This is a genomic window from Terriglobus roseus DSM 18391, assembly GCF_000265425.1.
GTDB lineage: Bacteria > Acidobacteriota > Terriglobia > Terriglobales > Acidobacteriaceae > Terriglobus > Terriglobus roseus.
In genome coordinates, this window is sequence record NC_018014.1 from 4,928,253 (window position 1) to 4,950,328 (window position 22,076).

A 22,076-nucleotide genomic window follows, 5' to 3' on the forward strand; every position below is an offset into this window, starting at 1 on the left:
TGAAGGCAGTGACTGCTGACTCTTAGTCATGAAGCAGTCGGGAAAAGCGCAAGGGCCGGTAGCATCACCGGCCCTTACGCTTTCTGTGTTGTCCTCCGTCTTAGAAGACCAGCTTCGCACCCAACTGAAGGATGCGCTTATCGCGATAGTTCGTGATGTTCCCGGCCGTCGAGCTAAGTCCCGCGGTCGAGATAAGGGCACCAGTCGAAACGGTATCCGGGTTTGTATGGTTGAAAATGTTGAACGCCTCGCCGCGCAGCTGCAGGTTCAGGCTTTCAAAGATGCGGATGTTCCGGAACAGGCCGGGATCCACACGCCACCAACCAGGTCCGTTAACACCGTTCCTCTGTGCGTTGCCCGGCCGGTACTGGCCCGCGGGCACAGCCTGGTAGGCATTCACATTGAACCAGTGCCGGCGATTGTGGATGTCGCCGCTCGTAGCGCTCGCCACATTCGGGTTTGCCACCTGGTCCGGGCGTCCGCTTGCCGCGCTCGTCGAAACGATCACACCCACGCCGGCAGGATCAAGAGCGCTGGTTGTTACATTCAGCGGCAGACCGCTGTTGAAGTAACCAAGGGCCGAGATCTCCCATCCGCCGAGCAAGTGGCCGACGAATCCCTTTTGCTCATAGAAGAACGGGATAGCGAAGACCGCATTGAAGTTGAAGATATGGGTGCGGTCCGCAGCGCTGCGGCCGTACTCCAGGTAGGTCAGCGATGAGATCTGCGGCGCGCCCGTGCGGTCCGCATTGGCATTCGTCAACGCGCGAGACCACGTATAGTTCATGCTCAACTGCGAGTCATGCTTCCACTGTTTGCGCCCGCTGATCTGCAGCGAATTGTAGTTGCCGTCGAAGATTGGCTGGACAGAGTTGATGGGACCATAGCCACGATAAGGACGGATCTGATTGATCAGGTTTACGTTCGTCGTGGTAAGGCTGTAGTTGCCGTTCGTCAAGGTTCCCAACTTAGCCGCGGCAAACGCGCCCGGCGCCGGTTGGTTGATGTCCACCAGACCAAGCAGGTGCACCTGGTGCGATCCGACATAGCTGATGTCGGTGGTTATTCCGAGACCGATGGCTGCCTGCACGCCCAGCGAGAACTGCTGGTTGTACGGCGTGCGGAACTTCGGCGAAGTCGCACGCAGCACCGGCGCTGCAAAGCTAACATTCGCAGCCACAGCAGCGGGGTTATCGAAGGTGGTATTCGAGATCGTCGGTGTGTTTACAAAGGGTGTGTTCTGGAAGATGTTCTGCTCGTAGATGCCGAACAACGACGAATCATACGAGATGCCGTAGCCGCCGCGCACTGACATCTTGCCGTTCCCCATAACATCCCACGCGAAGCCAACACGCGGAGCGAAGTTCAGGTTGTCGCTTTTGCCCACCTTCTCGCCATAGGGAGATGTTGCCGTTACACCGTTCGCAGCATTCGCATTAATGCTGATGCCGTTGAGGCGGTTTGCATTTGGATTGACCGTCGTGCCTGCGCAGCCTGCACCGGGCAGGCAGAGATTGCCGGCAGTGGTGGTGTCGATGGTCGGCGCATTCGCCGCTACATACAGCGATGGATCGAACGTAGTCAGAGAATGATTCGCATCCGTGGGCTGCGCGTATTTGCTGTAGCGCAGGCCAAGGTTCAACTTGAAGCGCGGCGAGACCTTCCAGTCGTCCTGAGCGTATGCCTCAATTTGATTCACCTTGATGTCAGGCGTCACATCGATGGAAGCCTGCGAGAACGTCGACACAAAGCCGGTGAGGAAGTTTGCAAACGACTGCTGGTACGACTGTGCGCCAGCCTGGATGCCTGCGTTCGTGAAGGTAAAGCTGCCTGCATTCGCCGCCGCATTGTTCTCGCGCTTGTTGTAGTGGTTGTAATCCACGCCAACGTGAACGGTGTGGCTGCCAAGCGTCTTCGTCAAATTCAGGAAGATGTTGTGATTGCGACTGAAATCGCGATACGGACCGTAGGTCGTAATGCCCGTGCCGCCCCCCGTGAACGAGATAGCTGGGACACGCGGCAAGACCGACTGATACGGCAGCTTGGTCGCCGCGGCAACATTGGTGGCTGACGCAAGCCGTGCCGTTCCTATCGGATCACTCAGTAGCGCTCCCTGAGAGAAGGCATACCCACCATCGATCAGCAGAGTCGGTGTGATGACGTACGTCACATGCCCCAGATAGATGCGGCCCGGCGCATTCGTCGACGTTGTCTGCACACCCGGATATCCGGATCCAGAAAAGAGACCACCCGGCTCAATCGTCGGGATCGAATCGTTGATGATGCGGAAGAACACCTGCAGCTTCTCGCCGAACGACTGATCGATACGGCCGATCTGCTGGTTTGCATTGAAGACGTTCTGCAATGGAGCCGTCACGAGTGTTCCAGTGCCGTCGGTCGAGGGCTGCGGCACACCCGCATAGATGTCCTGCAGGTAAGCGCGTGCCATGGCACTGGTGATTGGAACGTTCTTGCTCACGGAGCCCGGAGTGCAGGTGCCACCGCTGTTCACAGCCGTACACACATTCACGTTGAAGACACCGCGGCGCTCGTCCAACGTGGGAACCCCTGTCAGTGTCACAGGCTTGTACGTGATGACCCGCCGAATCTCCTGCGAGAAGAAGAAGTATGTCTTGTGCTTGCGGCCATCGTAAACGTGAGGAATAAGGACGGGGCCACCCAGCGTATAGCCAAAGTCGTTATAGCGCAGTTTGCCGCGCGGAACCACGCCAGTCGCCTTTGCCGTACCGTTTGGATTCGTCGTCTGCTTGTTCAGCACGTCGTTCGCGTTGAACAGATCATTGCGCACGAACTCGTATGCAGATCCGTGCAGGCCGTTCGTGCCACTCTTGGTGACCACGTTGATCTGCCCGCTGGCGCTGCGGCCAAACTCGGCAGAGTACTGTCCACGCAGCGTCTTGAACTCTGCAATGGCATCCACCGACGGATATGTGAGAAGCGTGGAGTTCGATCCGCGATCTACGTTGTCCGCGCCATCCACGGTCCATGCATTGCCGCTGGTACGCCCGCCGTTCACGCTGAAGTTCACCACGTTGGTGGCGCCATTCGGGCTGCTGTTGCCGATGTAAATCTGGTCGCCGCCGCTGTACGACACACCCGGCTGCAGTCCCACGAGTTGCTCGTAATTACGCGTGCCAAGCACGAGTTCACGCACCTGTGTCCCGTTGATCAGGCCCGCCTGCGTCGCATCTTCCAGGTTGATCTGCAGCTGGTCTGTGGTGACCGTCACGGCATCGCTGCCGCCACCGGCCTTTAACGTGCCATTGATCGTCAGGGCATCATTCACATGCAGCGTAATGCCGCTCAGCGTCTGGGTAGAGAAGCCTGGTGCGGTCACTTCCACTGTGTAGCCGCCCAGCGGCAGCGCCGTGGCATTGTAGGTTCCGGAGCCGGACGTGGTCAGCGTCCGCACGACCAGGCTGCGATCCGTGTTGGTGAGTTTGATCGTGGCATTGGGGATCGCAGCGCCGCTTGCATCACGAACCGTGCCGGCGATGCTGCCGCTAACATCCTGCGCGTGCATCGGTGCGGCCATTACCGCCACAGCAGCGATGGGCAGAAGCGCACCGAAGACGGCGCTACGTGTAAAACGATGATTCATTGGTCGTGCCTCCAGAAGGAAAACAAGTGGTTCCGGACGAACTGATCCGGGAAGCCCGCTGCCCTTCTCTCAGAGGGAAAGGTCAACGGCTTGGGGATGACACAGTACGGGGAATGGTCGAAACTCTATCCGTGCGCCCTCAGCAGAGTCAACGGCGTGGCGACGATTGGCGCCAACCCATTCTTGTTCCCGTCGCGCTACAACGCCTCCCGGAATTGCACAGGGGGCTGCCGTGCGTGCGATAAGGCGGTACGGCACAATCCAAAATCGAGGCGAACTGTGGCGTGCACGTCGGCGCAGCAAGCCTCGATCAGCACACTGCATGAAAGCCTGAAACACAAAGTGGATTGGAGAAAGGAATGGTAGGCACGAGGAGACTCGAACTCCTGACCTCTACCGTGTCAAGGTAGCGCTCTAACCAACTGAGCTACGCGCCTGCGCAGGTGACGCCCGGGCGATGCTTCTGCCACTGGCGTCCTTTCAGTGTACGTTGCCTTTCGCAGGAGAGCAACCGTGCGAATGCATCATGCCTGACTCCCGTAGCTTGGTCTGCAGGCGTAAAGAGCGCCCGCACCGGCCTAACGCATTTTGCGCATGACCAGACGATGCAGATGACCAGCCTGTTCCGGCGTCAGTGACCTGCCAGGCACTGCGTCAAAACCATCCAGATGCACGAGAACGACCACGCCATTGCCCTGCCGTGCCTCCACCACGTCGCTCCACGACCGTAGGGCTAGCGGCGCACCCGAACTCGGCGCAAGACCAGCGGAAGCTTCGGAGGGCAGGAGAGCCTGCGGTTGGAGCCTGGTGAACCGCCAACCGGCTTCCTGCAGCACCATCTCGCGGGTTCCCCGCGGCATAGGGCAGACGCCATCCCGCTGGCGTCGACGTCTGCGTCGGGCGACGATCAGCGCGGCCGCCGTCAGTGCGAAGAGCACCAGCAGCAGGGGTAGAAGGGATCCGGCGAGGCTGACCCTCCCCGAAGCGCGCACCAGCGAGATCAGATCGCCCGCCGCACCCAGCAGCGGAATACCCACCAGTGCGTAGATCATGCTGGGCAGCGGTGCTCCGCGGGCGGGTTTGCGCGTGGCCACGCCCACCGCCTCGTCCCACTCACGCTCCGTCCATTCGTAGGTGATGCGCAACGTCGCTCCGCGCCGCTGGCGTAGCGACTCCCACACTCTATCGGCTGCCTACCGGGCTCGCATCACCCGCCCGGGTCAAACGGGCTGCCCCGGAAAGGCACACGCGCGGAACGGTGCGCCGCTGCATACTAAGAGGGTTCACACAAACCATTCGACCCCGCCCAACGGCCCATAGACTTACCCGGAACCGAACGATGACGCTGCTCCGCCAAGCCCGCGCCCTGCCGAACCTACTCACGCTGGTACGGGTCATCGCCATCCCGTTCCTGGTGAAGGCCATGCTGCACCGGCGTGAGGAAGTGGCATTGCTCATCTTTGTGGTTGCCGGCGCAACCGACGCGGTTGACGGTCGGCTGGCGCGCCGGCTGAACCAGAGCACAAAGCTGGGACAATTCCTGGATCCCATCGCCGACAAGCTAATGCTCTCGACCCTCTTCCTGACTGCAACTTATATAGGACTGGTCCCGCTCTACGTCACCGTACTGGTCTTCGCACGAGACGTCGGCATCCTCTTGATCGCCACACTGCTCTTCTTCTCCCACACCATGCGCGACTTTCGCCCCAGCGCCATCGGTAAAACGAACACCCTGGTGCAGATTTTCACCATGCTCCTGGTGATGGTGACGGCCGTCCGCACTACGCCGGAACTGTCGCATCTGCGACACAGCCTGCTGGTCATGATCGCCTGGCTCGCCCCACTCTCCGCCGCGCAGTACGCTTGGGTGGTCATCCACCGCATCGGCACTGAGCCTCTGGAAGCGCTCTAGTCTGCATGGATCCCGCGCCCCTTCTTTGAGAATTATTCTCAAAGAACACCTCTTTGCCATTGCAAGCGTCTGTTCCCGGGCCTACACTTAGGACTGCACTGGTCGGATATCGTCCGGTCATGCTCTAAAACCATGCTGCGGCTGACTAAAAAAGCGGATTACGGCCTGATGGCGCTGAAGTACCTGGCGGAGCAGGCGCTGCTGAGCGGCAAGACCGGCGCCGCCAGCGCACAGTCTGCCAAGGACATCGCGGAGGCATATCACATCCCTCCTCAACTCCTTGCCAAGATTCTGCAGACGCTGGCCCGGCAGGGAATCCTTGCATCGCATGCCGGTACCAACGGCGGCTATGCGCTCGCCCGGCCCGCCACGGAAATCAACGCCTTTGAGGTTATTCGGGCCATTGACGGCCCCCTTTTCATTACCAGTTGCATCACGATTCACGGCACCTGCGACCTCGCGGGCCACTGCACCATCAAAGAGCCGCTACGCAAGGTGAATGACAGTATCAAAGATTTGCTGACCGGCATCATCATCGCCGATCTGGCCGAAGTTCCAGACACAGAACCGACCACAACACTCGGCGGCGGTCTGGTCTCTATCGCTCTCTAAGGAGAGCTCGTTCTTTCGAAAGTCTGCGCATTGCATGAAGCAGACAGACACACGCATCACCTTTGCTCAACCCGGGCTGCACCGCCCGCAACGGATCAGGAGATTAAGAAGCATGAGCCTCGCCACCGAAATCGAACTGCTGGAGTCCACGCCCGTGCATAAGGGCGTTCAGTTGCCCATCTATATGGACAACCATGCCACCACGGCGCTTGACCCGCGCGTGCTGGAAGCAATGCTGCCGTACATGACCAAGATCTACGGCAACGCCGCCAGCCGCAATCACCAGTTTGGGTGGGAAGCTGAGCAGGGCGTCGAACTGGCCCGCGAACAGATCGCAAAGCTCATCGGTGCCACGCCGAAGGAGATCATCTTCACCTCCGGCGCGACCGAAGGCAACAACCTCGCCATCAAGGGCGTCGCCGAGATGTACCGCGAAAAGGGCAACCACATCATCACCCAGGTGACCGAGCACAAGGCTGTGCTGGATACCTGTAAGCGCCTGGAAAAGAACGGTTACAAGGTAACCTACCTTCCCGTTCAGCCCGATGGCCTGGTCTCCGTTGCCGACATTGAAGCAGCTATGACGACCGAGACCATCCTGGTCACGATCATGTACGCGAACAACGAGATCGGCGTGGTCAACCCCATCGCCGAGATCGGTAAGCTCTGCCACGCCAAGGGCGTTCTCTTCCACACGGATGGCGTGCAGGCTGTAGGCAAGATCCCGGTCAACGTGCAGACGGACAACATCGACCTGCTGTCGCTGACTGCACACAAGATTTACGGCCCCAAGGGTGTGGGCGCGCTGTACGTTCGCCGCCGCAATCCGCGTGTCCAACTGAACGCACAGATCGACGGCGGCGGCCATGAGCGCGGCATGCGTTCCGGAACGCTGAATGTCGCCGGCATCGTCGGCCTCGGTAAGGCCTGCGAGATCGCCGGCGCAGAGATGGAAGCCGAGATCGCACGCCTGACCGGTCTGCGTGACTACATGCGCGGCAAGTTTGAGGCAGCGCTGGACTACATTGCGGTCAACGGCAACATGGATCACCACCTGCCCGGCAACCTGAACATGAGCTTCGTCTACGTCGAGGGCGAGTCGCTCCTGATGGGCATCAATGACATCGCGGTCTCATCCGGTTCGGCCTGCACCTCCGCCACGCTGGAGCCGTCGTATGTTCTCAAGGCGCTGGGCCTTGGCGACGACGTCGCTCACTCGTCCATCCGCTTCGGTCTTGGCCGCTTCAATACCAAGGAAGAAGTGGACTATGTTGCCGACAAGCTGATCGACACTGTTCTGAAGCTGCGCGAACTGTCGCCGCTATACGAGATGGTCAAGGAAGGCATTGACCTTACCAAGATCGAGTGGACCGCTCACTAAGGAGCTTCGATGAAGGAGCCGACGGGCAAGACCTGGGTATCCACGATGTTGTTCACATGGATCTCCAGCATGGCCGCCGGCTATTTCAGTACGCCCCTGACGTGGCGTGAGGCTTTGAAGACGTTCGATTATTCGGTCGCATTTGCGACACTGGTTTGGCTCTTCGCCCTGGCTCGATGGAACCGGGCAATCATCAAGAATTAGCATCCGGCAGGGATTTGCACTGAAGTCTGACCGGCAGGCATCTAATTAACGCATTCGCTCAACAGGAGACGAACATGGCATATAGCGATAAGGTTGTTGATCACTACGAAAACCCCCGCAACGTCGGCACGCTCGACAAGAGCTCGTCCGAGGTTGGCACCGGCCTGGTCGGTGCACCGGAGTGCGGCGACGTCATGCGTCTCCAGATCAAGGTGAACCCGGATACCCAGGTCATCGAAGACGCGAAGTTTAAGACCTTCGGCTGCGGCTCCGCCATTGCCTCTTCGTCGCTTGCGACCGAGTGGGTGAAGGGCAAGACGGTTGCCGAGGCTCTCGCAATCTCGAACACGGAGATCGTGAAGGAACTCGCACTTCCCCCGGTCAAGATTCACTGCTCGGTTCTGGCGGAAGACGCCATCCGCGCCGCGATCGGTGACTGGAAGAAGAAGAACAACGTTGCCGAGACTGAGCCCGCGCTCGTCGGCGCATCCGCGTAATCACGCTTTGTTCAGGAACGCGCAGAGGCACTTCCGCCAGCACCTGGCGAAGCACTCTGCGCGTTTCTGTTCGTACCACCCGGTCTCTGAAGCCAGCATGAGAACCTTCCGCTCAGCCACGCATTGCCTCGCGCTTGCCGCCCTTCTTCTGATCGGCGCGGCCACAGGCTCTGCACAGCAGATCGTCCAACGCGGCGCCCTGGGCACGCCTGCCCTGGTGCAGGATGATACGGAACAGTGGACGACTCCTCTTCTGCTTGCGGAAGATCACGACGTCTCCATCTACATGCCGGACGTGTCGACCCCGCAATGGCTGCAGAAAAACTACGACAGCTTCATCAACAAGGGTACGTACGTCCTGACGCTCTTCACCTTCTACCGCACGCCGGCAGCCTGCCGCGCAAACCAGGTGGCATGGGGCCTAGGCGATGCCGCCCATCTCAACGCGTGCGTCGATACGGGATATCGCGCCCGCCGCGCGCTCATCGATCCGCAATCGAAGTCGGTTACGCTGCAGGCAGCGGTCATGGTCGATCAGAGCGGTTACATTCAGCCGTCTACCCTGCGCGACGACCAGCTCTTCCGCACATGGGATCAGCTCGACGGCAACACACAGCTCGCACTCAAGAAGGCAGACGAGTTCGTCACGCGGCAGTTAAAGATCTACGACGTCAGACAACGTAGCCTGCACTAAGCCATCAGTAAAGGAACATCCATGTCCGTAGTCGGCATCAGCACCACCACCAGCAACGAGATGAGCGCGCCCGCACCGCAGGCCGGCGCTCCCGTGTACTCCAGTCCCATCGCTCCGCCGGTATCCGCACCCGCCGACAATGCGAAGGCGCAGAACATCCAGGTTACTGAGAAGGCGCTCAAGCGCATCCGCGCCGCCATGGCGAAAGAGAACGTAAACGGGGAGCAGGGCGGTCTGCGCGTCGGCATCACTGGCGGCGGCTGCAGTGGACTCAGCTACAACATCCGATTCGATTCGCAGCCGCGCGAGCGTGACCGCGTCTACGTCTACGCGCAGGATGGCGACAAGGTTCAGATCTTCGTCGACCCGAAATCGTTCCTCTACCTCAGCGGCATGACGCTCGACTTTGAAGAGACGCTGATGCGCCAGGGCTTCAACTTCATCAACCCGCACAGCACCAAGAGCTGCGGCTGCGGATCGTCTTTCACAGCGTAAGATCATCCCACCGTCTAGAGCCGCCTGTGCCCATCAAGTTCCTATCCGTTGAGAAAGTCAGGTTCGATGAGGACCGGCTGAAAGAAGCACACTATTGGGCTTCTAAGTCGGTAGCGGAACGCGTGATCGCGGGCTGGGAACTCGCAGACGAGGACTTCCGCTTGAGAGAGGGCGATGAGCCGAAGGGACGAACAGCTAGCACTCTTCGCCGCGTTCCACGCAGCGGGAGTTGAATACGCAGTGGTTGGAGGCGTTGCAGTAAACGCCCATGGCTTCGTGCGGAATACTCGCGATCTCGACATCTTCCTGCGACCCACGGTGGAGAACGCTCATGCGGCATTCAATGCCCTTAAAGCGCTTGGCGCACCCGTGGAAGGCCTTGAGGCCACCGATCTCCTCACCGATGACGGCCAATACCAGTTCCAGACGGAGTTCAACCGAGTTGACCTTCTCACCTTTATCGGCGAAATGCAGTTCGACACGGTTTGGCGGAACCGCGTCGACACGGAGATCGACGGTGTTCCCGTACGGTTCATCTCGAGAACAGATCTCATCGAGAACAAACGCCAGGTCGGCAGACTGATTGACTTGGCAGATGTCGAGCAGCTTTCCGTAATCCCCGAGGCGGACCAGCTGCGCTTGCAAGAGGACTAGCCGGTGACTATGGAGTATCTGCATACTGCCGAACACCCAGCTACCCGCACTCCCGCCCGCTACTACCGGATGGTCAGTCCTGACGGCGAGCACGTCGGCAACATCAATCTCCGCCTCGACAACTCTGAAGCGATCACCCGCTACGCGGGCCACATTGGCTACGAGGTACTACCCGAACACCGCGGGCACCGCTACGCCGCAAATGCCGTCCGCCTCATGATCCCCATCGCGCGCGAGCACGGCATCGATCCGCTCTGGATCACTTGCGATCCGGGAAATACAGCCTCCCGCCGCACGCTGGAACTCGCCGGTGCGGAGTACGTCGAGACCGTCTCCGTTCTCTATAACAACGCCATCTTTCTCGCGGGCCATCCCCGCAAGTGTCGCTACCGGCTTCAAACCGCGCAAGAATCCAATGCGCACAAAGTACCATCGGAACAACCATGACCTACTTCGAAGTCTTCTCGTTGCCGCCCAAATTACAGATCGACACCGCCGCACTTGAGAAGACTTTCTACAAGCTGTCGCGCGAGTTCCACCCCGACCGCTTCGCCTCAAAGCCCGCGGAAGAACAGGCCGCAGCAACCGAAAAATCTTCCCTGCTGAACGACGCCTATCGCGCGCTGCGTGATCCCATCCGCCGCACCGAATACCTGCTGGAGCAGGAGGGCGTTGAGCTGGAAGAGCAGTCCGTCAAGGCCACGGAGTCTGCCCGCGCGGCCGGTACGCAGAAGAAACAGATCGTCCCGCCCGATCTGCTGGAAGAGGCCTTTGAGCTGAACATGGCCCTCGAAGAGATGAAAATGGCGAAGAAGATGGGCGACGACGACCCGCAGCTTCGCAAGGATCTTGAAACAGCGAAGTCCAACTTCACCAACATGCTCGATGCCTCTGGCCGTGAGCTGGAAGCGCTGTGGACCAGTTGGGATGCGGCCGTGGATAGCGGTGACGACGGCGCGAAAGACGCCGCGAAGGATGAGATGGTGGCGCTGCTCAATCGCCGCAGCTATCTGCGCAACCTGGTTCGTGACGTAAACGCAACACTCGAATAGCTTTTTGGCGCGCACTCCGCATCGAATAGGGGTGCTCGTCCCTAATCAGATCTCTTCCATCCCTGCAGAACCCAGCCAGCCCTGGAGCTGGCGAAGCATCGTGCTCTTCCTCCTCACGATGCTCCTCATCCTGCTCGCACTCGGCATTGCAGCGCCGTTCATGCCCGCCCTCACGTGGTCCATCGCCCTTGCCGTGTCGGTGCAACGGCCTTACAGGTGGCTGCTGCGTAAGACGCACAGACCCGCACTCGCTGCCGGACTCGGCACCATTCTTGTCATGCTGCTCATCGTAGGTCCGGTGCTCCTCCTACTGGAACGGCTCGCCAGCCAGTTCTTTCAGGTTGTGCCACTGTTCACCTCCGGCGCCGCGCAGGACTGGGTGCAGGCCACGCTGCAGAGCCACCCCAAGCTGAACTCGCTGCTCTCTCAGGCCACCGCTGGCATGGATCTCAAGGACAGTGCACGCACCGCAGCGGCCTTCATCGCGGGCAAGCTGCAGGGCATCCTCGCCGGCTCCGTCAACACACTGACGCAGATGGCCATCATGCTCTACGCTCTCTTCTTCTTCCTGCTCGACGGCAAGCAGATTGCGACCGCGCTGGGCTCCATCCTGCCCATGACTGCCGGTGAAAGCAGCAACCTGCTGCGCCGTATGCAGAGTGCCGTCGAAGCCTCCATCCTCGGCAGCCTCACAATCGCCGCCATCCAGGGCACCGTAGGTGGGATCATTTTCGCCCTCCTGGGCGTGCCAAACGCTATTCTGTGGGGCTTCATGATGGGCGTACTGGCGACCGTTCCCAGCCTCGGAACCTTCCTTGTCTGGGCTCCTGTCGCCGTCTTCCTTCTGCTCTCCGGCCACGTCATCAAGGCCGCCATCCTTGTGGCATGCGGCATGTTCATCATCGGCTCCATCGACAACGTGCTCTACCCGTCGCTCGTCAGCAAACGGCTTGAGATGCACACCCTTGCGGCCTTCTTCGGCGTGCTTGGCGGCGTCGCGATCTTCGGCATCAGCGGTCTTGTCCTTGGACCACTCGTGCTCGTCACCGCCACCGAACTCATCCGCATCTGGCTGCCCGGCGCCTTCCGCGTTCCTACGACGGAGTCGTAGCTACGCGGCGTCTGCCAGGGCTGGGTCTGTTCAATGCGTTCCGCGAAGCGCTTGCGTGATGCTTCGATCTGATCGCGATACCTCTCGGCCCAGATCCAGACGCCGCAGAAGGCTTCACTCAGGCTCGCGCCCAACGGCGTCAGTTCGTACTCCACACGCGGCGGTATGACGGGGAAGACGGTCCGCAGCAGCAGGCCGTCGCTCTCCATCTGCCGTAGCGTCTTGGTCAGCATCTTCTGACTGATGCCCTTCAGTTCTACCGCAACTTCGGTAAATCGCAAGCGGCCGTGCTCCTGCAGAGCCTCCAGCGCGAGCATGGTCCACTTATCCGCAACACGACCGATGACCTCCGTCACCAGCGCATCCAGCGCCGGGTCGGTCGTCCCCGGCGGCAGCGGGAAGGTTACGTCGCGTGAGTCCTGTGCAGGCAGCTTCATGCGCCCAGTCTATGCCTCGCCCGATACTCTCCGGGCGGTAAGTATGGCGCGAAAAGGTGCGTACTTCCGCGATTCACAAGCGCATCCTATCCTCAAAATCAGAGGTGAAAGCACATGCAGATCAAGGGCAACACGATTCTCATCACCGGCGGCGGCAGCGGCATCGGACGCGGCCTGGCCGAGGCCTTCCACAAGGAAGGCAATCACGTCATCATCGCGGGCCGTCGTAAGGAAGCGCTCGACGCCGTCGTCGCGGCAAATCCCGGCATGAGCGCGGAAGTGCTCGACATCAACAGCGCCGACACCATCAAGACCTTCGCCACCGAACTCATCGCAAAGTATCCGAAGCTGAATGCCGTCATGCACAACGCCGGAATTATGAAGAACGAAGACGTCAAGCAGGGCCGAACCGAGGACGCCGAAGCGACCATCACGACCAACCTGCTTGGCCCCATCCGCCTGAACGCCGCGCTGCTCCCGCACCTGATGCAGCAGCCGTCGGCCACCGTGATGACTGTGACCTCAGGCCTCGCCTACGTGCCACTCTCCATGACACCGACTTACTGCGCGACCAAGGCCGCCATCCACAGCTACACGCAGTCTCTGCGCTTCCAGCTACGCGACACCGGCGTGCAGGTGATCGAGATCATCCCACCCTACGTGCAGACCGAGTTGATGGGCGACCGCCAGAAGAACGATCCCATGGCTATGCCGCTCGCCGATTACCTGAGCGACACCTTGAACTTCCTCCGCGACAATCCCGACGCACCCGAAGTCATCATCGACCGCGTCAAGCCGCTGCGCTTCGCGGCACAGGGTGGCGACTACGACATCTTCTACAAGACCTTCAACGACCGCATGATCGCAGCCCGTCCGAACGGCTAGAGCAGCGAAGATCCTGGTGCCCCACGTCTCGCGTTTGAGACGTGGGTTTCACCACCAACGCCACCTACGCTGTATGCGCAGCCCACGGGTCATACTCCCCCACGCTCCAGATCTGTCCCTCCGGATCACGCACCGTGAAGCTCCCGCCGCCATAATCCATCGCCTTCAGCTCCATCAGGATCTCGGCGCCAGCAGCCTTCGCACTCGCATACACCGGCGCACAGTCCGGCACCACCAGGTACGTCGACGCCGTCACGGCATTGCCGATCTCTGCCGGCTGCTTGTACCAGTCCGCCGCCTCACGGTTCTCGCCCACGCTTCCCAGCATCACCATGCCACTGCCCAGCAACAGCTCTGCATGGATGATCACCCCACCCTCGTTGCGGTAGACCGCATGCTCCGTAAAGCCGAGAGCTTTCTTCAGCCACAGAATCGCCGCGTCGACATCACGATAGCGAACCGCAGGAATCACGTGAGCCGTTCGTCCCGCTGTGCTCATTGCAAAACCCCTTTCCCATTTCGCAGACCAAGCTATCACTCAATCTTTTGCTTGACACACGATAGTCCTGGCTCCACGATGGGCGCGACTTCAAAACGTTCCGTCAAGGTGGTTCCCATGAAAGAAGTTGTCGAAGTTCCAGGCATGCCGGCGATCGGTCCTTACTCGCACGCAGTCAAAGCGGGCGGGCTGCTCTTCATCGCAGGACAGGCCGGCTTGAATCCCCTGACCGGCAAGGTGGAAGGTACCTCCCTCACGGAGCAGGCGAGGCAGGCCTTCCTGAACCTTGGAGTCATTCTCGAAGCCGGCGGCAGCTCCTTTGCGCAGGTGGTCAACACCACACTGCTGGTGGCGGACGCGGCCGAATTTCCCGCAGTCAATGCTCTCTTCGCAGAAGTCTTCGGACCGCAGCCCCCCGCGCGCATGACCATGCAGGTCACGCTTCCAAAGGGCCTGCTGTTCTCCATCGGGTGTGTTGCCTCTCTCGACTAAACCCGCCAAAAGCCCGGATGCGACAATGGAGAGTCGGCCTTTTCGCAGAAACACTGCGTCACAACGGCCCCGGAAGCATCCGAAAGAAGAGCTATGGCAGAACAGAATCGCGTTGTCGGCATCGATCTTGGCACCACCAACTCACTCGTCGCCTTCCTTGAAGGCGGCACGCCCGTGGTCATCCCGGGTGAGGACGGATCGTCCCTCGTCCCATCCGTCGTCGCCATTGAAGGTGGCAACGTCACCGTCGGCAACGGCGCGCGCGGCACCCTGCTGACGCAGCCCGGCAATGCCGTCTACAGCGCCAAGCGCCTGATGGGTCGCGGCATCGAGGACGTGCGCGATGAACTCGCCATGTTCCCCTTCCAGGTCGTCGAAGGTCAGGATGCCGACGGCGCCCTGAAGCTGAAGGTTGGCGACCGTACGCTGACGCCGCCCGAAATCTCCGCCATGGTGCTTGGCCAGCTCAAGAAAAACGCCGAGCGCTACTTCGGCCAGCCCGTCACACGCGCGGTCATCACCGTCCCCGCGTACTTCAACGACGCGCAGCGCCAGGCCACCAAGGACGCCGGCCGCATCGCCGGCCTTGACGTCCTGCGCCTCGTGAACGAACCAACCGCTGCCGCGCTCGCCTACGGTCTCGACCGCAAGAAGGAAGGCACTGTAGCCGTCTATGACTTCGGCGGCGGCACCTTTGATGTTTCGATCCTCAAGTTGCATGATGGCATCTTCGAAGTCATCAGCACTAACGGCGACACACACCTGGGCGGCGATGACATCGACAATCTGCTGATGCACATTGCACTCGATGAGATCGCCAACGACCTTGGCCTGCCCGCGACGCCTGAGATCGTTCAGGCCGTCCGCAAGGCCGTCATCGAGGTAAAGATCACGCTCTCCTCTGCCGATTCCGCAAGGTTCGATCTGGAACTCACCGGTGGTAAGCGTTACCGCCGCGAGATCACGCGCGAGCAGTTTGAGCAGCTCATCGCACCCGTCATCACCCGCACCGCCGCACCGGCAAAGCAGGCGCTTAAAGACGCCGGCATCACACCCGAGCAGATCGACGAAGTCGTGCTCGTCGGTGGTTCCACGCGGATCCCAGCCGTGCGCAAGCTGGTCGACGAGGTCTTCACACTCTCCGCCCGCGGCAAGAGCGCACACACCGAACTGAATCCGGATGAAGTCGTCGCACTCGGCGCGGCCGTGCAGGCAGACATCCTCGCCGGTGGCTCCGCTGCAACCAATGAGCTTCTGCTGCTCGACGTCACGCCGCTCTCCCTCGGCATCGAGGCGCTTGGCGGCGTTGTCGCGAAGATTATCCAGCGCAACAGCACCATCCCCGCCTCAGCAACGGAGCACTTCACCACCGGCGTTGATGGTCAGACGAACGTCGCCATCCACGTCGTCCAGGGCGAACGCGAACTCGCAAAGGACTGCCGCTCCCTCGCCCGCTTCGACCTCAAGAACATCCCGCCCATGACCGCCGGCATGCCGCGCATTGAGGTCAAGTTCCTCATCGACGCCAACGGCATCCTGCAGGTCAGCGCACGCGAACAGCGCAGCGGCCAGGCAGCTGAAGTGGAAGTTAAGCCAAGCTACGGCCTGACCGACGACCAGGTTGAAGAGATGATCCTCGCTTCCTTTGACCACGCGGAAGACGACCTGAATCAGCGCCAGCTTATTGAAGCGACCAACGAAGCCAACACCATCAAGGAAGCCGTCGAAAAGGGCCAGAAGCACCCGGCGTGGCAGCAGCTGACGCCCAATGAGATCGAGAAGATCCACGCAGCCCAGCTCGAACTCGACGCCAGCATCCGCGGCCAGGACTACAAGATCATCCGCGCCGCGATCGATCGCCTCGACAAGGCCACTACGCGCTTCGCAGAACTTATGATGGACACCGCCGTATCCTCGGCTCTAACCGGTAAGACCATGGGAGCAGCGGGCGACGACATGGGCACAGGTCCAAGCGCGCCGCATCCTTTTGCACCTGCGCAGATCGACGACTCAAAGACGAAGTAACTTACCAGCCCATCGTGCCCGGTGGCCCCTTGAAGGGGCCGCGCACGTGCGATGTGATCCACCCGCCGTAGAAGTCACCTGGCTGCGGCTGCACCTTTTCCCCATCCACATAGCACTCATCGACGCGGCTGGCGTAGAACGCCAGGTGGTCTTTTAGCGCGGCAAATGATCCGGTTGGCTTCGGATAACTCCATGCTGCATCGCGCACTACGGCGTCGTTGATCACGATGTTCCAGTAGTCAGCGGAGCCTTTCCATTCGCAGAAACTGCTGCGTTTTGCGGAAGGCACGATGTGTTTCATTGCGATGTCGGATTGCGGGATGTAATAGACGGGCGGGTGGCTGGTCTCCAGAATCCGCAGCGATTGCGACGTTTCTGCGATTACGATGCCGCCGTGAACAATGCGTAGATGGCGGGGTGTTGGCTCCATCCGCGGGGGTCTTGGATAGTCCCATACTGATTCTGGTTCGGTCTTGTTGATCACTCGCGCGTCGCCCCCAATCGTTCAGCCATTGGACGTATTTCGCACGTAAACTGCGCAAGAACAGGTGATGTGATGAACAGTACGGACAAGCGTTTGAATGAAATGAATCGTCTCAGTGATATGGGGCACTTTCCCGCCATTGTGAACGCGGGAGCGACGCTTAACATCCTGCTGACCATCACCATCACATGGTGGCTCCAGCCACGTCACCCGCAGACGTATGCACCCATGGTCTGGATTTCGCTGGTGCTGTTTTTTAACCTGCTGCCGGTCGTGATGCTGCGGATGTCCATCACGCCGTCGACGACCTATCCCAGGTTGAGTGAGATGGACTTCATTCGTGACCAGCACAAGTTCTCTGACTGGGTATACCTGGCCGCGTCCGCGAATATGACGTTCTGGGTGCTGGCCGCGTGGGCGGTCTTTTCGGTCTCGCACACTGCGCCGAGGCTTATCGCAATGCTGGTGGTCGCGTTTGTTGCGACGTTCTCGCCGGTGCTGCTCCGCACGGCGCGCCGGCCACGGCGACGAGCCTAACGCCGCAGAATCGCTTCTATGCTGTGCGGTTTGCCTCTGCTGGGCCTTATTCTGCTCACTTCTGCAGGCGGCCACCGAGGGGGTCTTCGGTAGAATGATTCTCGAGAGATAACTTATGTCTGAGCACAACCTCGATCTACCCGAAGTCGACCTTTCGAAGCCACCCGCGGAGAACATTGTTCGCGTGACCTTCCAGCCGGAGAACAAGACGGTCGAGTTCCCCTTCGGATCGCTGCCCTACGACGGCCACGGCCAGCCCATGAGCCTGCTCGACGTCGCCGAGAACTACGGCATCTTCATGGACCACGCCTGTGGCGGCGTCTGCGCCTGCACCACCTGCCACGTCTACGTGAAGCAGGGCGAAAAGGGCCTGAACGATCCGGAAGATGACGAGCTCGATCGCATTGACCTGGCCGCCGGCCCCCAGACCAACTCGCGCCTCGGCTGCCAGGCGGTCATCACCGCGCCCGGCACCTACCTCGTCGAGATTCCCGCTTGGAATCGTAACTATGTGCAGGAAGGCAAGCCCGCTGCAGTCCTTGCAACGGGTAAGGAGTAATCGATGCCCTTTGAATACGGATGGGAAGAGACCGAAGAGATCGGTATCCAGCTCCAGGAGAAGTACCCGGAGATCGATCCGCTCACGGTCCGCTTCACCGACATGCACAAGTACATCACCGAGCTGCCGGGCTTCACCGGCGACCCTGCAAAGTCGAACGAGGGCCTGCTGGAAGCCATCCAGATGGCCTGGCTGGACGAGTACAACGACGCGAAGTAGGCGAGGGAACTCACGCTAAAAGCAACGGGTAGTGCCCGCTAGTTCAGGGCACTACCCGTTGCACGTTTGAGACTGCCGCACGGTATCTTCCCGCGCCGTTGTCCTAGACCGACACACCCTCAGCCGTCAGCACCGGCAGCGACTCCGTCTTGGGCTGCAATCCAGCCTTGGCCAGAATGACGTAGACGATAAATCCGGCGATGAAGCTGTAGAGCGCTGCCGGCTGCGTGTAGGCCTTTACGGCATCGCTGACCGGCAGGAATGGCAGGATGCCGATGACAAAGCCCACGGCCCACGCACCATATCCTGCGAAGTTGATCCCTGCGCGTGGTCCTGCCCACTTCCTGCCCGACAGCAGGTAGTCCGCAACCATCGCGCCGATGATGGGGCCAAACGATGCGCCGATGATGGTGAAGAGGCCCACCAGGTTTGCCGCCACCCCTGTAATCGCCAGCACCGCGGCAATGACCGCGCCCACCATGGTGGACGTGATGCGCGGCACACCCGGAATCATCGTTGCCAGGCTGTTGCCGGCGATGAACGACGAGAAGCACATGGAGACGATCGATGCGACCGCGAAGAGCAGGAAGGCGATGGAAGCGAAGCTGCCCGTCTGTGCGATGGCCGAATCGAAGTGGTAGTCCTTCACACCGAATGCGACGTGCGCGCCCGCAACCGAGATCAGCGGCAGTCCGCCTGCGATGACGGCGGCAAGCAGGATGCCGATGATGCCGCCCCACTTCACATCGCTCTCATTCCGAGCGCCCATACCGAAGTCCACACCAGCCGCGCCCGCCGTGGCGGAGAAGCCAACCACCACCTGCACCATCGTCATAAAGCCGATGTACGGGGCCGGATGTTCCGGCACATACTGGAAGGCCGAACCGCCTGTTTTGGCGGCGACGATGAGGATCATGAGCAATGGCACGAGGTTGAGATAGAGCGCGAACTTGCCGACGTACTGAATGCCCTTGGCGCCGACGAAGCCCAGCGCCAGCGACCACACTGCTGCGATCACCGCGAATGGCAACGTTCCCGGGCCGGCCTTGGAACCGAAGGCCGTCAGGATGAAGCTGGTCGAGACGTAGGCGTTCACCGACATCCAACCGACCTGCAACAGTCCCATGAGCAGGCCCGGCATCAGGTAGCCACCCTGCGTGCCGAAGGTGGAGCTGCCGACGACGTAGAGCGGGAAGCCCGTCTTCTGCCCGAGCATGCCGGGAACGTAATAAAAGAGCGCGTAACTGATGACGCCGCCCGCCAGCAGCGCCAGCAGCGATAGCCCGAGACCCGCACGATCGAGCGTACCGCCGGCAATCTCGCGATAGAAGACGACCCACAGGAAGATGCCCGCGTAGGTCGGCGCGATGTTCTTGTACCAGGGGGCGCGATTGGAGATGGGGTTCGGGACAGCTTTCGAGATGTAGCCAGGCAACATCACAGCTCCTTGAGGTTCGTGAAAGGAGCCAATTATAGCCACGGGAAGATACAGAAGACCCGCACCAAATCGAATGATTCCTTAACCTTCCCGATACTGCACCGGCACGGCGGGGTAGAAGCACTGCGGCTACGCCCTGACGGCATAAGATAGAGTCTGTTCGCCCTCTCTTCGCGCTCGCATGCCAACTACGACCATGACCGATAAGCTGCCCACGCTGCACGAGTTCTTCGCGCCGGGCGGCGTGCTGGCTGGATCGTCGCTGAACTACGAGCACCGCAAGGGTCAGTATGAGATGGCCAAGGCCGTCGAGAAGGCGCTGGAAGACCATCGTCACCTGATCGTCGAGGCAGGCACCGGCACCGGCAAGACGCTTGCGTACCTGCTGCCCGCGCTGCGGATCGCACGGGAGCGTGGCCAGCGCGTCATCATTTCGACCGGAACCAAGAACCTGCAGGAACAGCTGTTCTTCAAGGACATCCCCTTCCTCGAATCGCTGCTGGGGCCGCTGAAGGTCTGTTACATGAAGGGCCGCGGCAACTACGTGTGCAAGCAGAAGCTTTATGCGTTGACCGCGGCGCCACTGCTCTCTGGCCTGGAGGAGATCGACCAGTTCCACAAGATCTCGGTGTGGGAACGCGACACGGAGACGGGTGATCGCGCAGAGATCGTGGGCCTGCCCGAGCCTTCAATGCTCTTCAGCAAACTGGACGCACGCAGTGAAGCCTGCCTGGGCCAGACCTGCCCCAACTTCGAACCGTGCTACATCACGGCGATGCGACGCAAGGCGCTTGAGAGCGACATTGTCATCGTCAATCACCACCTGTTTTTCGCGGACCTGAACATCAAGCAGCAGGCGCCCGGTGCGCCGGACGCAGGCATTCTGCCTGACGCTGCCGCCGTCATCTTCGACGAAGCGCATGAGATGGAGTCTGTTGCCAGCGACTACTTCGGCGTAGCGATCAGTCAGCAGCGCGTGGAAGAACTCGCGCGAGATACCGAGATGCTGCTGCGCGCCAAGGCTGTCTCGTCCTCAAGCATCGAAAGCGCCACCGTCAATCTGCGGGAGCGTGCGCGGTCGTTCTTCGCGTCGCTCCCCATGGAAGGCTTCCAACTGGGACGCCAGCCCTTTCACGACCGGCCGGGATTTCTGGAAGAGCGTGGCGAGAACTACGCGACCTACCTGACTGCACTGGACCGTCTGCGCGACGAACTGGACCGCGTAAAGGACGTCGACGAGGTGAACGGACTGAAGCGGCGCGTGACCGATCTGCGCACCTCCTCAAGCTTCCTGATGGAAGCGGAAGACCCCAACACCGTCTTCTGGATTGAGCGCCGCGCTGCCGGCGGCGTGAAGAACTTCAGCCGCACACAGACGGGCACACCCGCGGCCTTCCACACGTATCTGCAGGCGACGCCCATCGATGTTTCGGAGATTCTGCAGACGTCGCTCTTCGCCGGCTTTACCAGCGTCATCCTGACCAGCGCCACGCTTACCGTGCAGGGCGGTTTCGATCACGTCGCGAAGCGCCTGGGACTGGTGGGCGCGCGGGAACTCACGGTGCCGTCGCACTTCGACTATACGAAGCAGGCGCTACTCTACCTGCCGCCGTACATGCCTGACCCGCGCGACCAGGACTTTATTCCGCAGGCGTCTGAACGGATGCGGCGTGTGTTGGAACTGTCGCGCGGCCGCGCCTTCTGCCTGTTCACCAGCTACGCGCAGATGAAGGTGATGTACGAGCGGATGCTGGTCGAGTTGCCCTTCCCGCTGCTGCTGCAGGGCCAGGCTCCGCGCAAACAGCTGCTAGACGAGTTCCGCGAGACACCGAATGCAGTGCTCTTTGGTACATCGTCGTTCTGGCAGGGTGTCGACGTACAGGGCGACCAGTTAAGCTGCGTGATCATCGATCGGCTTCCCTTCGCTGTACCCAGCGACCCCGTGCAACAGGCACGTATGGAAGCGATTGAAGCCAATGGCGGCAAGCCCTTCCACGACCTCTCGATCCCGCAGGCTGTGATCACGCTGAAGCAGGGCTTTGGCCGCCTGATCCGATCGGCCACAGATCGCGGCGTACTGATGCTGCTGGACAGCCGCGTGCAGCGCCAGAGCTACGGCAAGATCTTTCTGGACAGCCTGCCACCCTACCGCCTGACGCAGGATATTGATGACGTCGAGAAGTTCTTTGCACGAGACTCCTCCTCGACCTAGTTCCCGCAGGAATACGCGCATCGCAGATTCTTCGTTGCGCGAAGCCTTATGACGT

The 22,076-nt window shown here is 60.6% G+C and carries 23 protein-coding genes, 1 tRNA gene and 1 pseudogene; 17 read left to right on the forward strand and 8 right to left on the reverse strand.

Features of this window, described 5'->3' with window-relative positions:
- Positions 1-100: 100 nt before the first annotated feature.
- The 3 genes from TERRO_RS20425 to TERRO_RS20435 form a co-directional block, all read right to left on the reverse strand.
- Positions 101-3,622, reverse strand: coding sequence for a TonB-dependent receptor (locus tag TERRO_RS20425; RefSeq protein ID WP_014787618.1), 3,522 nt, complete (start codon positions 3,620-3,622; stop codon positions 101-103).
- A 360-nt stretch (positions 3,623-3,982) separates the two neighbouring features.
- Positions 3,983-4,059: transfer RNA gene (locus TERRO_RS20430), tRNA-Val, on the reverse strand.
- A 141-nt stretch (positions 4,060-4,200) separates the two neighbouring features.
- On the reverse strand, positions 4,201-4,767 hold the full coding sequence (locus TERRO_RS20435; RefSeq protein ID WP_014787619.1) for a hypothetical protein: 567 nt from the start codon (positions 4,765-4,767) through the stop codon (positions 4,201-4,203).
- Positions 4,768-4,961: 194 nt separating this feature from the next.
- Here TERRO_RS20435 and TERRO_RS20440 point away from each other — a divergent pair, with 194 nt between their 5' ends.
- The 7 genes from TERRO_RS20440 (at position 4,962) to TERRO_RS20470 (ending at position 9,417) form a co-directional block, all read left to right on the forward strand.
- Positions 4,962-5,534, forward strand: a complete 573-nt coding sequence (locus TERRO_RS20440) for a CDP-alcohol phosphatidyltransferase family protein (protein ID WP_014787620.1) — start codon at positions 4,962-4,964, stop codon at positions 5,532-5,534.
- 132 nt (positions 5,535-5,666) lie between these two features.
- Positions 5,667-6,146, forward strand: coding sequence for an RrF2 family transcriptional regulator (locus TERRO_RS20445; protein WP_014787621.1), 480 nt, complete (start codon positions 5,667-5,669; stop codon positions 6,144-6,146).
- A gap of 112 nt (positions 6,147-6,258) precedes the next feature.
- On the forward strand, positions 6,259-7,527 hold the full coding sequence (locus TERRO_RS20450; RefSeq protein WP_014787622.1) for an IscS subfamily cysteine desulfurase: 1,269 nt from the start codon (positions 6,259-6,261) through the stop codon (positions 7,525-7,527).
- A gap of 9 nt (positions 7,528-7,536) precedes the next feature.
- Positions 7,537-7,731 (forward strand): hypothetical protein, encoded by a 195-nt coding sequence (locus TERRO_RS20455; RefSeq protein ID WP_014787623.1) that lies wholly within the window; start codon positions 7,537-7,539, stop codon positions 7,729-7,731.
- A 74-nt stretch (positions 7,732-7,805) separates the two neighbouring features.
- On the forward strand, positions 7,806-8,228 hold the full coding sequence (iscU, locus tag TERRO_RS20460) for a Fe-S cluster assembly scaffold IscU (protein ID WP_014787624.1): 423 nt from the start codon (positions 7,806-7,808) through the stop codon (positions 8,226-8,228).
- Between the two features lie 97 nt (positions 8,229-8,325).
- A complete protein-coding gene (locus TERRO_RS20465; RefSeq protein WP_014787625.1) occupies positions 8,326-8,922 on the forward strand; it encodes a hypothetical protein in 597 nt (198 codons plus the stop codon).
- 21 nt (positions 8,923-8,943) lie between these two features.
- Positions 8,944-9,417, forward strand: coding sequence for a HesB/IscA family protein (locus TERRO_RS20470; RefSeq protein WP_014787626.1), 474 nt, complete (start codon positions 8,944-8,946; stop codon positions 9,415-9,417).
- Between the two features lie 195 nt (positions 9,418-9,612).
- Here the strand turns inward: TERRO_RS20470 and TERRO_RS23350 are convergent, their stop codons facing one another.
- Entirely contained in the window at positions 9,613-10,062 is a 450-nt protein-coding gene (locus tag TERRO_RS23350) for a hypothetical protein (RefSeq protein WP_157178475.1), read from the reverse strand.
- Positions 10,063-10,080: 18 nt separating this feature from the next.
- Here TERRO_RS23350 and TERRO_RS20480 point away from each other — a divergent pair, with 18 nt between their 5' ends.
- From TERRO_RS20480 to TERRO_RS20490, 3 genes are read left to right on the forward strand one after another with little or no spacing between them, the layout of a single operon-like run.
- Entirely contained in the window at positions 10,081-10,518 is a 438-nt protein-coding gene (locus TERRO_RS20480; RefSeq protein WP_014787628.1) for a GNAT family N-acetyltransferase, read from the forward strand.
- Positions 10,515-11,123, forward strand: a complete 609-nt coding sequence (gene hscB / locus TERRO_RS20485) for a Fe-S protein assembly co-chaperone HscB (RefSeq protein WP_014787629.1) — start codon at positions 10,515-10,517, stop codon at positions 11,121-11,123. Before TERRO_RS20480 ends, hscB begins: the two co-directional genes overlap by 4 nt.
- A 31-nt stretch (positions 11,124-11,154) precedes the next feature.
- On the forward strand, positions 11,155-12,234 hold the full coding sequence (locus TERRO_RS20490; RefSeq protein ID WP_041592750.1) for an AI-2E family transporter: 1,080 nt from the start codon (positions 11,155-11,157) through the stop codon (positions 12,232-12,234).
- 80 nt (positions 12,235-12,314) lie between these two features.
- Here TERRO_RS20490 and TERRO_RS23860 read toward each other — a convergent pair.
- Positions 12,315-12,671 (reverse strand): annotated as a pseudogene (locus TERRO_RS23860) (winged helix-turn-helix transcriptional regulator); the annotation flags it as partial.
- 114 nt (positions 12,672-12,785) lie between these two features.
- Here TERRO_RS23860 and TERRO_RS20495 point away from each other — a divergent pair.
- Positions 12,786-13,556, forward strand: a complete 771-nt coding sequence (locus tag TERRO_RS20495; RefSeq protein ID WP_014787631.1) for an SDR family oxidoreductase — start codon at positions 12,786-12,788, stop codon at positions 13,554-13,556.
- A 64-nt stretch (positions 13,557-13,620) separates the two neighbouring features.
- Here the strand turns inward: TERRO_RS20495 and TERRO_RS20500 are convergent, their stop codons facing one another.
- Positions 13,621-14,055 (reverse strand): VOC family protein, encoded by a 435-nt coding sequence (locus tag TERRO_RS20500; RefSeq protein WP_014787632.1) that lies wholly within the window; start codon positions 14,053-14,055, stop codon positions 13,621-13,623.
- Positions 14,056-14,172: 117 nt separating this feature from the next.
- Between TERRO_RS20500 and TERRO_RS20505 the strand changes: the two genes are divergently transcribed.
- Positions 14,173-14,547 (forward strand): RidA family protein, encoded by a 375-nt coding sequence (locus TERRO_RS20505; RefSeq protein ID WP_014787633.1) that lies wholly within the window; start codon positions 14,173-14,175, stop codon positions 14,545-14,547.
- A gap of 93 nt (positions 14,548-14,640) precedes the next feature.
- On the forward strand, positions 14,641-16,572 hold the full coding sequence (gene hscA / locus TERRO_RS20510) for a Fe-S protein assembly chaperone HscA (protein WP_014787634.1): 1,932 nt from the start codon (positions 14,641-14,643) through the stop codon (positions 16,570-16,572).
- Position 16,573: 1 nt separating this feature from the next.
- Here hscA and TERRO_RS20515 read toward each other — a convergent pair whose 3' ends face one another.
- The gene (locus TERRO_RS20515; protein WP_014787635.1) at positions 16,574-17,056 is read right to left on the reverse strand and encodes a DUF427 domain-containing protein; all 483 of its coding nucleotides are present in this window, start codon (positions 17,054-17,056) and stop codon (positions 16,574-16,576) included.
- Between the two features lie 72 nt (positions 17,057-17,128).
- Between TERRO_RS20515 and TERRO_RS20520 the strand changes: the two genes are divergently transcribed.
- The 3 genes from TERRO_RS20520 to iscX all read left to right on the forward strand — a co-directional run bounded on the left by TERRO_RS20520 (position 17,129) and on the right by iscX (position 18,371).
- Entirely contained in the window at positions 17,129-17,593 is a 465-nt protein-coding gene (locus TERRO_RS20520; RefSeq protein WP_014787636.1) for a hypothetical protein, read from the forward strand.
- A 115-nt stretch (positions 17,594-17,708) separates the two neighbouring features.
- Positions 17,709-18,152 carry a 2Fe-2S iron-sulfur cluster-binding protein gene (locus tag TERRO_RS20525; RefSeq protein ID WP_014787637.1) on the forward strand — a complete coding sequence of 148 codons (444 nt, stop codon included), beginning with the start codon at positions 17,709-17,711 and terminating at the stop codon, positions 18,150-18,152.
- Between the two features lie 3 nt (positions 18,153-18,155).
- A complete protein-coding gene (gene iscX / locus TERRO_RS20530) occupies positions 18,156-18,371 on the forward strand; it encodes a Fe-S cluster assembly protein IscX (RefSeq protein ID WP_014787638.1) in 216 nt (71 codons plus the stop codon).
- A gap of 103 nt (positions 18,372-18,474) precedes the next feature.
- On the opposite strand, the gene TERRO_RS20535 is transcribed toward iscX, so the two are convergent.
- Positions 18,475-19,809 (reverse strand): cytosine permease, encoded by a 1,335-nt coding sequence (locus TERRO_RS20535; RefSeq protein ID WP_014787639.1) that lies wholly within the window; start codon positions 19,807-19,809, stop codon positions 18,475-18,477.
- 196 nt (positions 19,810-20,005) lie between these two features.
- Here TERRO_RS20535 and yoaA point away from each other — a divergent pair, with 196 nt between their 5' ends.
- A complete protein-coding gene (yoaA, locus tag TERRO_RS20540; RefSeq protein WP_014787640.1) occupies positions 20,006-22,021 on the forward strand; it encodes a DNA repair helicase YoaA in 2,016 nt (671 codons plus the stop codon).
- Positions 22,022-22,076: the final 55 nt, after the last annotated feature.

Bases quoted from the DNA above. Each gene is read 5' to 3' on its own strand.
- TERRO_RS20425 (WP_014787618.1), bottom strand. From the start codon at position 3,622: ATGAATCATCGTTTTACACGTAGCGCCGTCTTCGGTGCGCTTCTGCCC.
- TERRO_RS20440 (WP_014787620.1), top strand. From the start codon at position 4,962: ATGACGCTGCTCCGCCAAGCCCGCGCCCTGCCGAACCTACTCACGCTG.
- TERRO_RS20445 (WP_014787621.1), top strand. From the start codon at position 5,667: ATGCTGCGGCTGACTAAAAAAGCGGATTACGGCCTGATGGCGCTGAAG.
- TERRO_RS20450 (WP_014787622.1), top strand. From the start codon at position 6,259: ATGAGCCTCGCCACCGAAATCGAACTGCTGGAGTCCACGCCCGTGCAT.
- TERRO_RS20455 (WP_014787623.1), top strand. From the start codon at position 7,537: ATGAAGGAGCCGACGGGCAAGACCTGGGTATCCACGATGTTGTTCACA.
- iscU (WP_014787624.1), top strand. From the start codon at position 7,806: ATGGCATATAGCGATAAGGTTGTTGATCACTACGAAAACCCCCGCAAC.
- TERRO_RS20465 (WP_014787625.1), top strand. From the start codon at position 8,326: ATGAGAACCTTCCGCTCAGCCACGCATTGCCTCGCGCTTGCCGCCCTT.
- TERRO_RS20470 (WP_014787626.1), top strand. From the start codon at position 8,944: ATGTCCGTAGTCGGCATCAGCACCACCACCAGCAACGAGATGAGCGCG.
- TERRO_RS20480 (WP_014787628.1), top strand. From the start codon at position 10,081: ATGGAGTATCTGCATACTGCCGAACACCCAGCTACCCGCACTCCCGCC.
- hscB (WP_014787629.1), top strand. From the start codon at position 10,515: ATGACCTACTTCGAAGTCTTCTCGTTGCCGCCCAAATTACAGATCGAC.
- TERRO_RS20495 (WP_014787631.1), top strand. From the start codon at position 12,786: ATGCAGATCAAGGGCAACACGATTCTCATCACCGGCGGCGGCAGCGGC.
- TERRO_RS20500 (WP_014787632.1), bottom strand. From the start codon at position 14,055: ATGAGCACAGCGGGACGAACGGCTCACGTGATTCCTGCGGTTCGCTAT.
- TERRO_RS20505 (WP_014787633.1), top strand. From the start codon at position 14,173: ATGAAAGAAGTTGTCGAAGTTCCAGGCATGCCGGCGATCGGTCCTTAC.
- hscA (WP_014787634.1), top strand. From the start codon at position 14,641: ATGGCAGAACAGAATCGCGTTGTCGGCATCGATCTTGGCACCACCAAC.
- TERRO_RS20520 (WP_014787636.1), top strand. From the start codon at position 17,129: ATGAACAGTACGGACAAGCGTTTGAATGAAATGAATCGTCTCAGTGAT.
- TERRO_RS20525 (WP_014787637.1), top strand. From the start codon at position 17,709: ATGTCTGAGCACAACCTCGATCTACCCGAAGTCGACCTTTCGAAGCCA.
- iscX (WP_014787638.1), top strand. From the start codon at position 18,156: ATGCCCTTTGAATACGGATGGGAAGAGACCGAAGAGATCGGTATCCAG.
- TERRO_RS20535 (WP_014787639.1), bottom strand. From the start codon at position 19,809: ATGTTGCCTGGCTACATCTCGAAAGCTGTCCCGAACCCCATCTCCAAT.
- yoaA (WP_014787640.1), top strand. From the start codon at position 20,006: ATGACCGATAAGCTGCCCACGCTGCACGAGTTCTTCGCGCCGGGCGGC.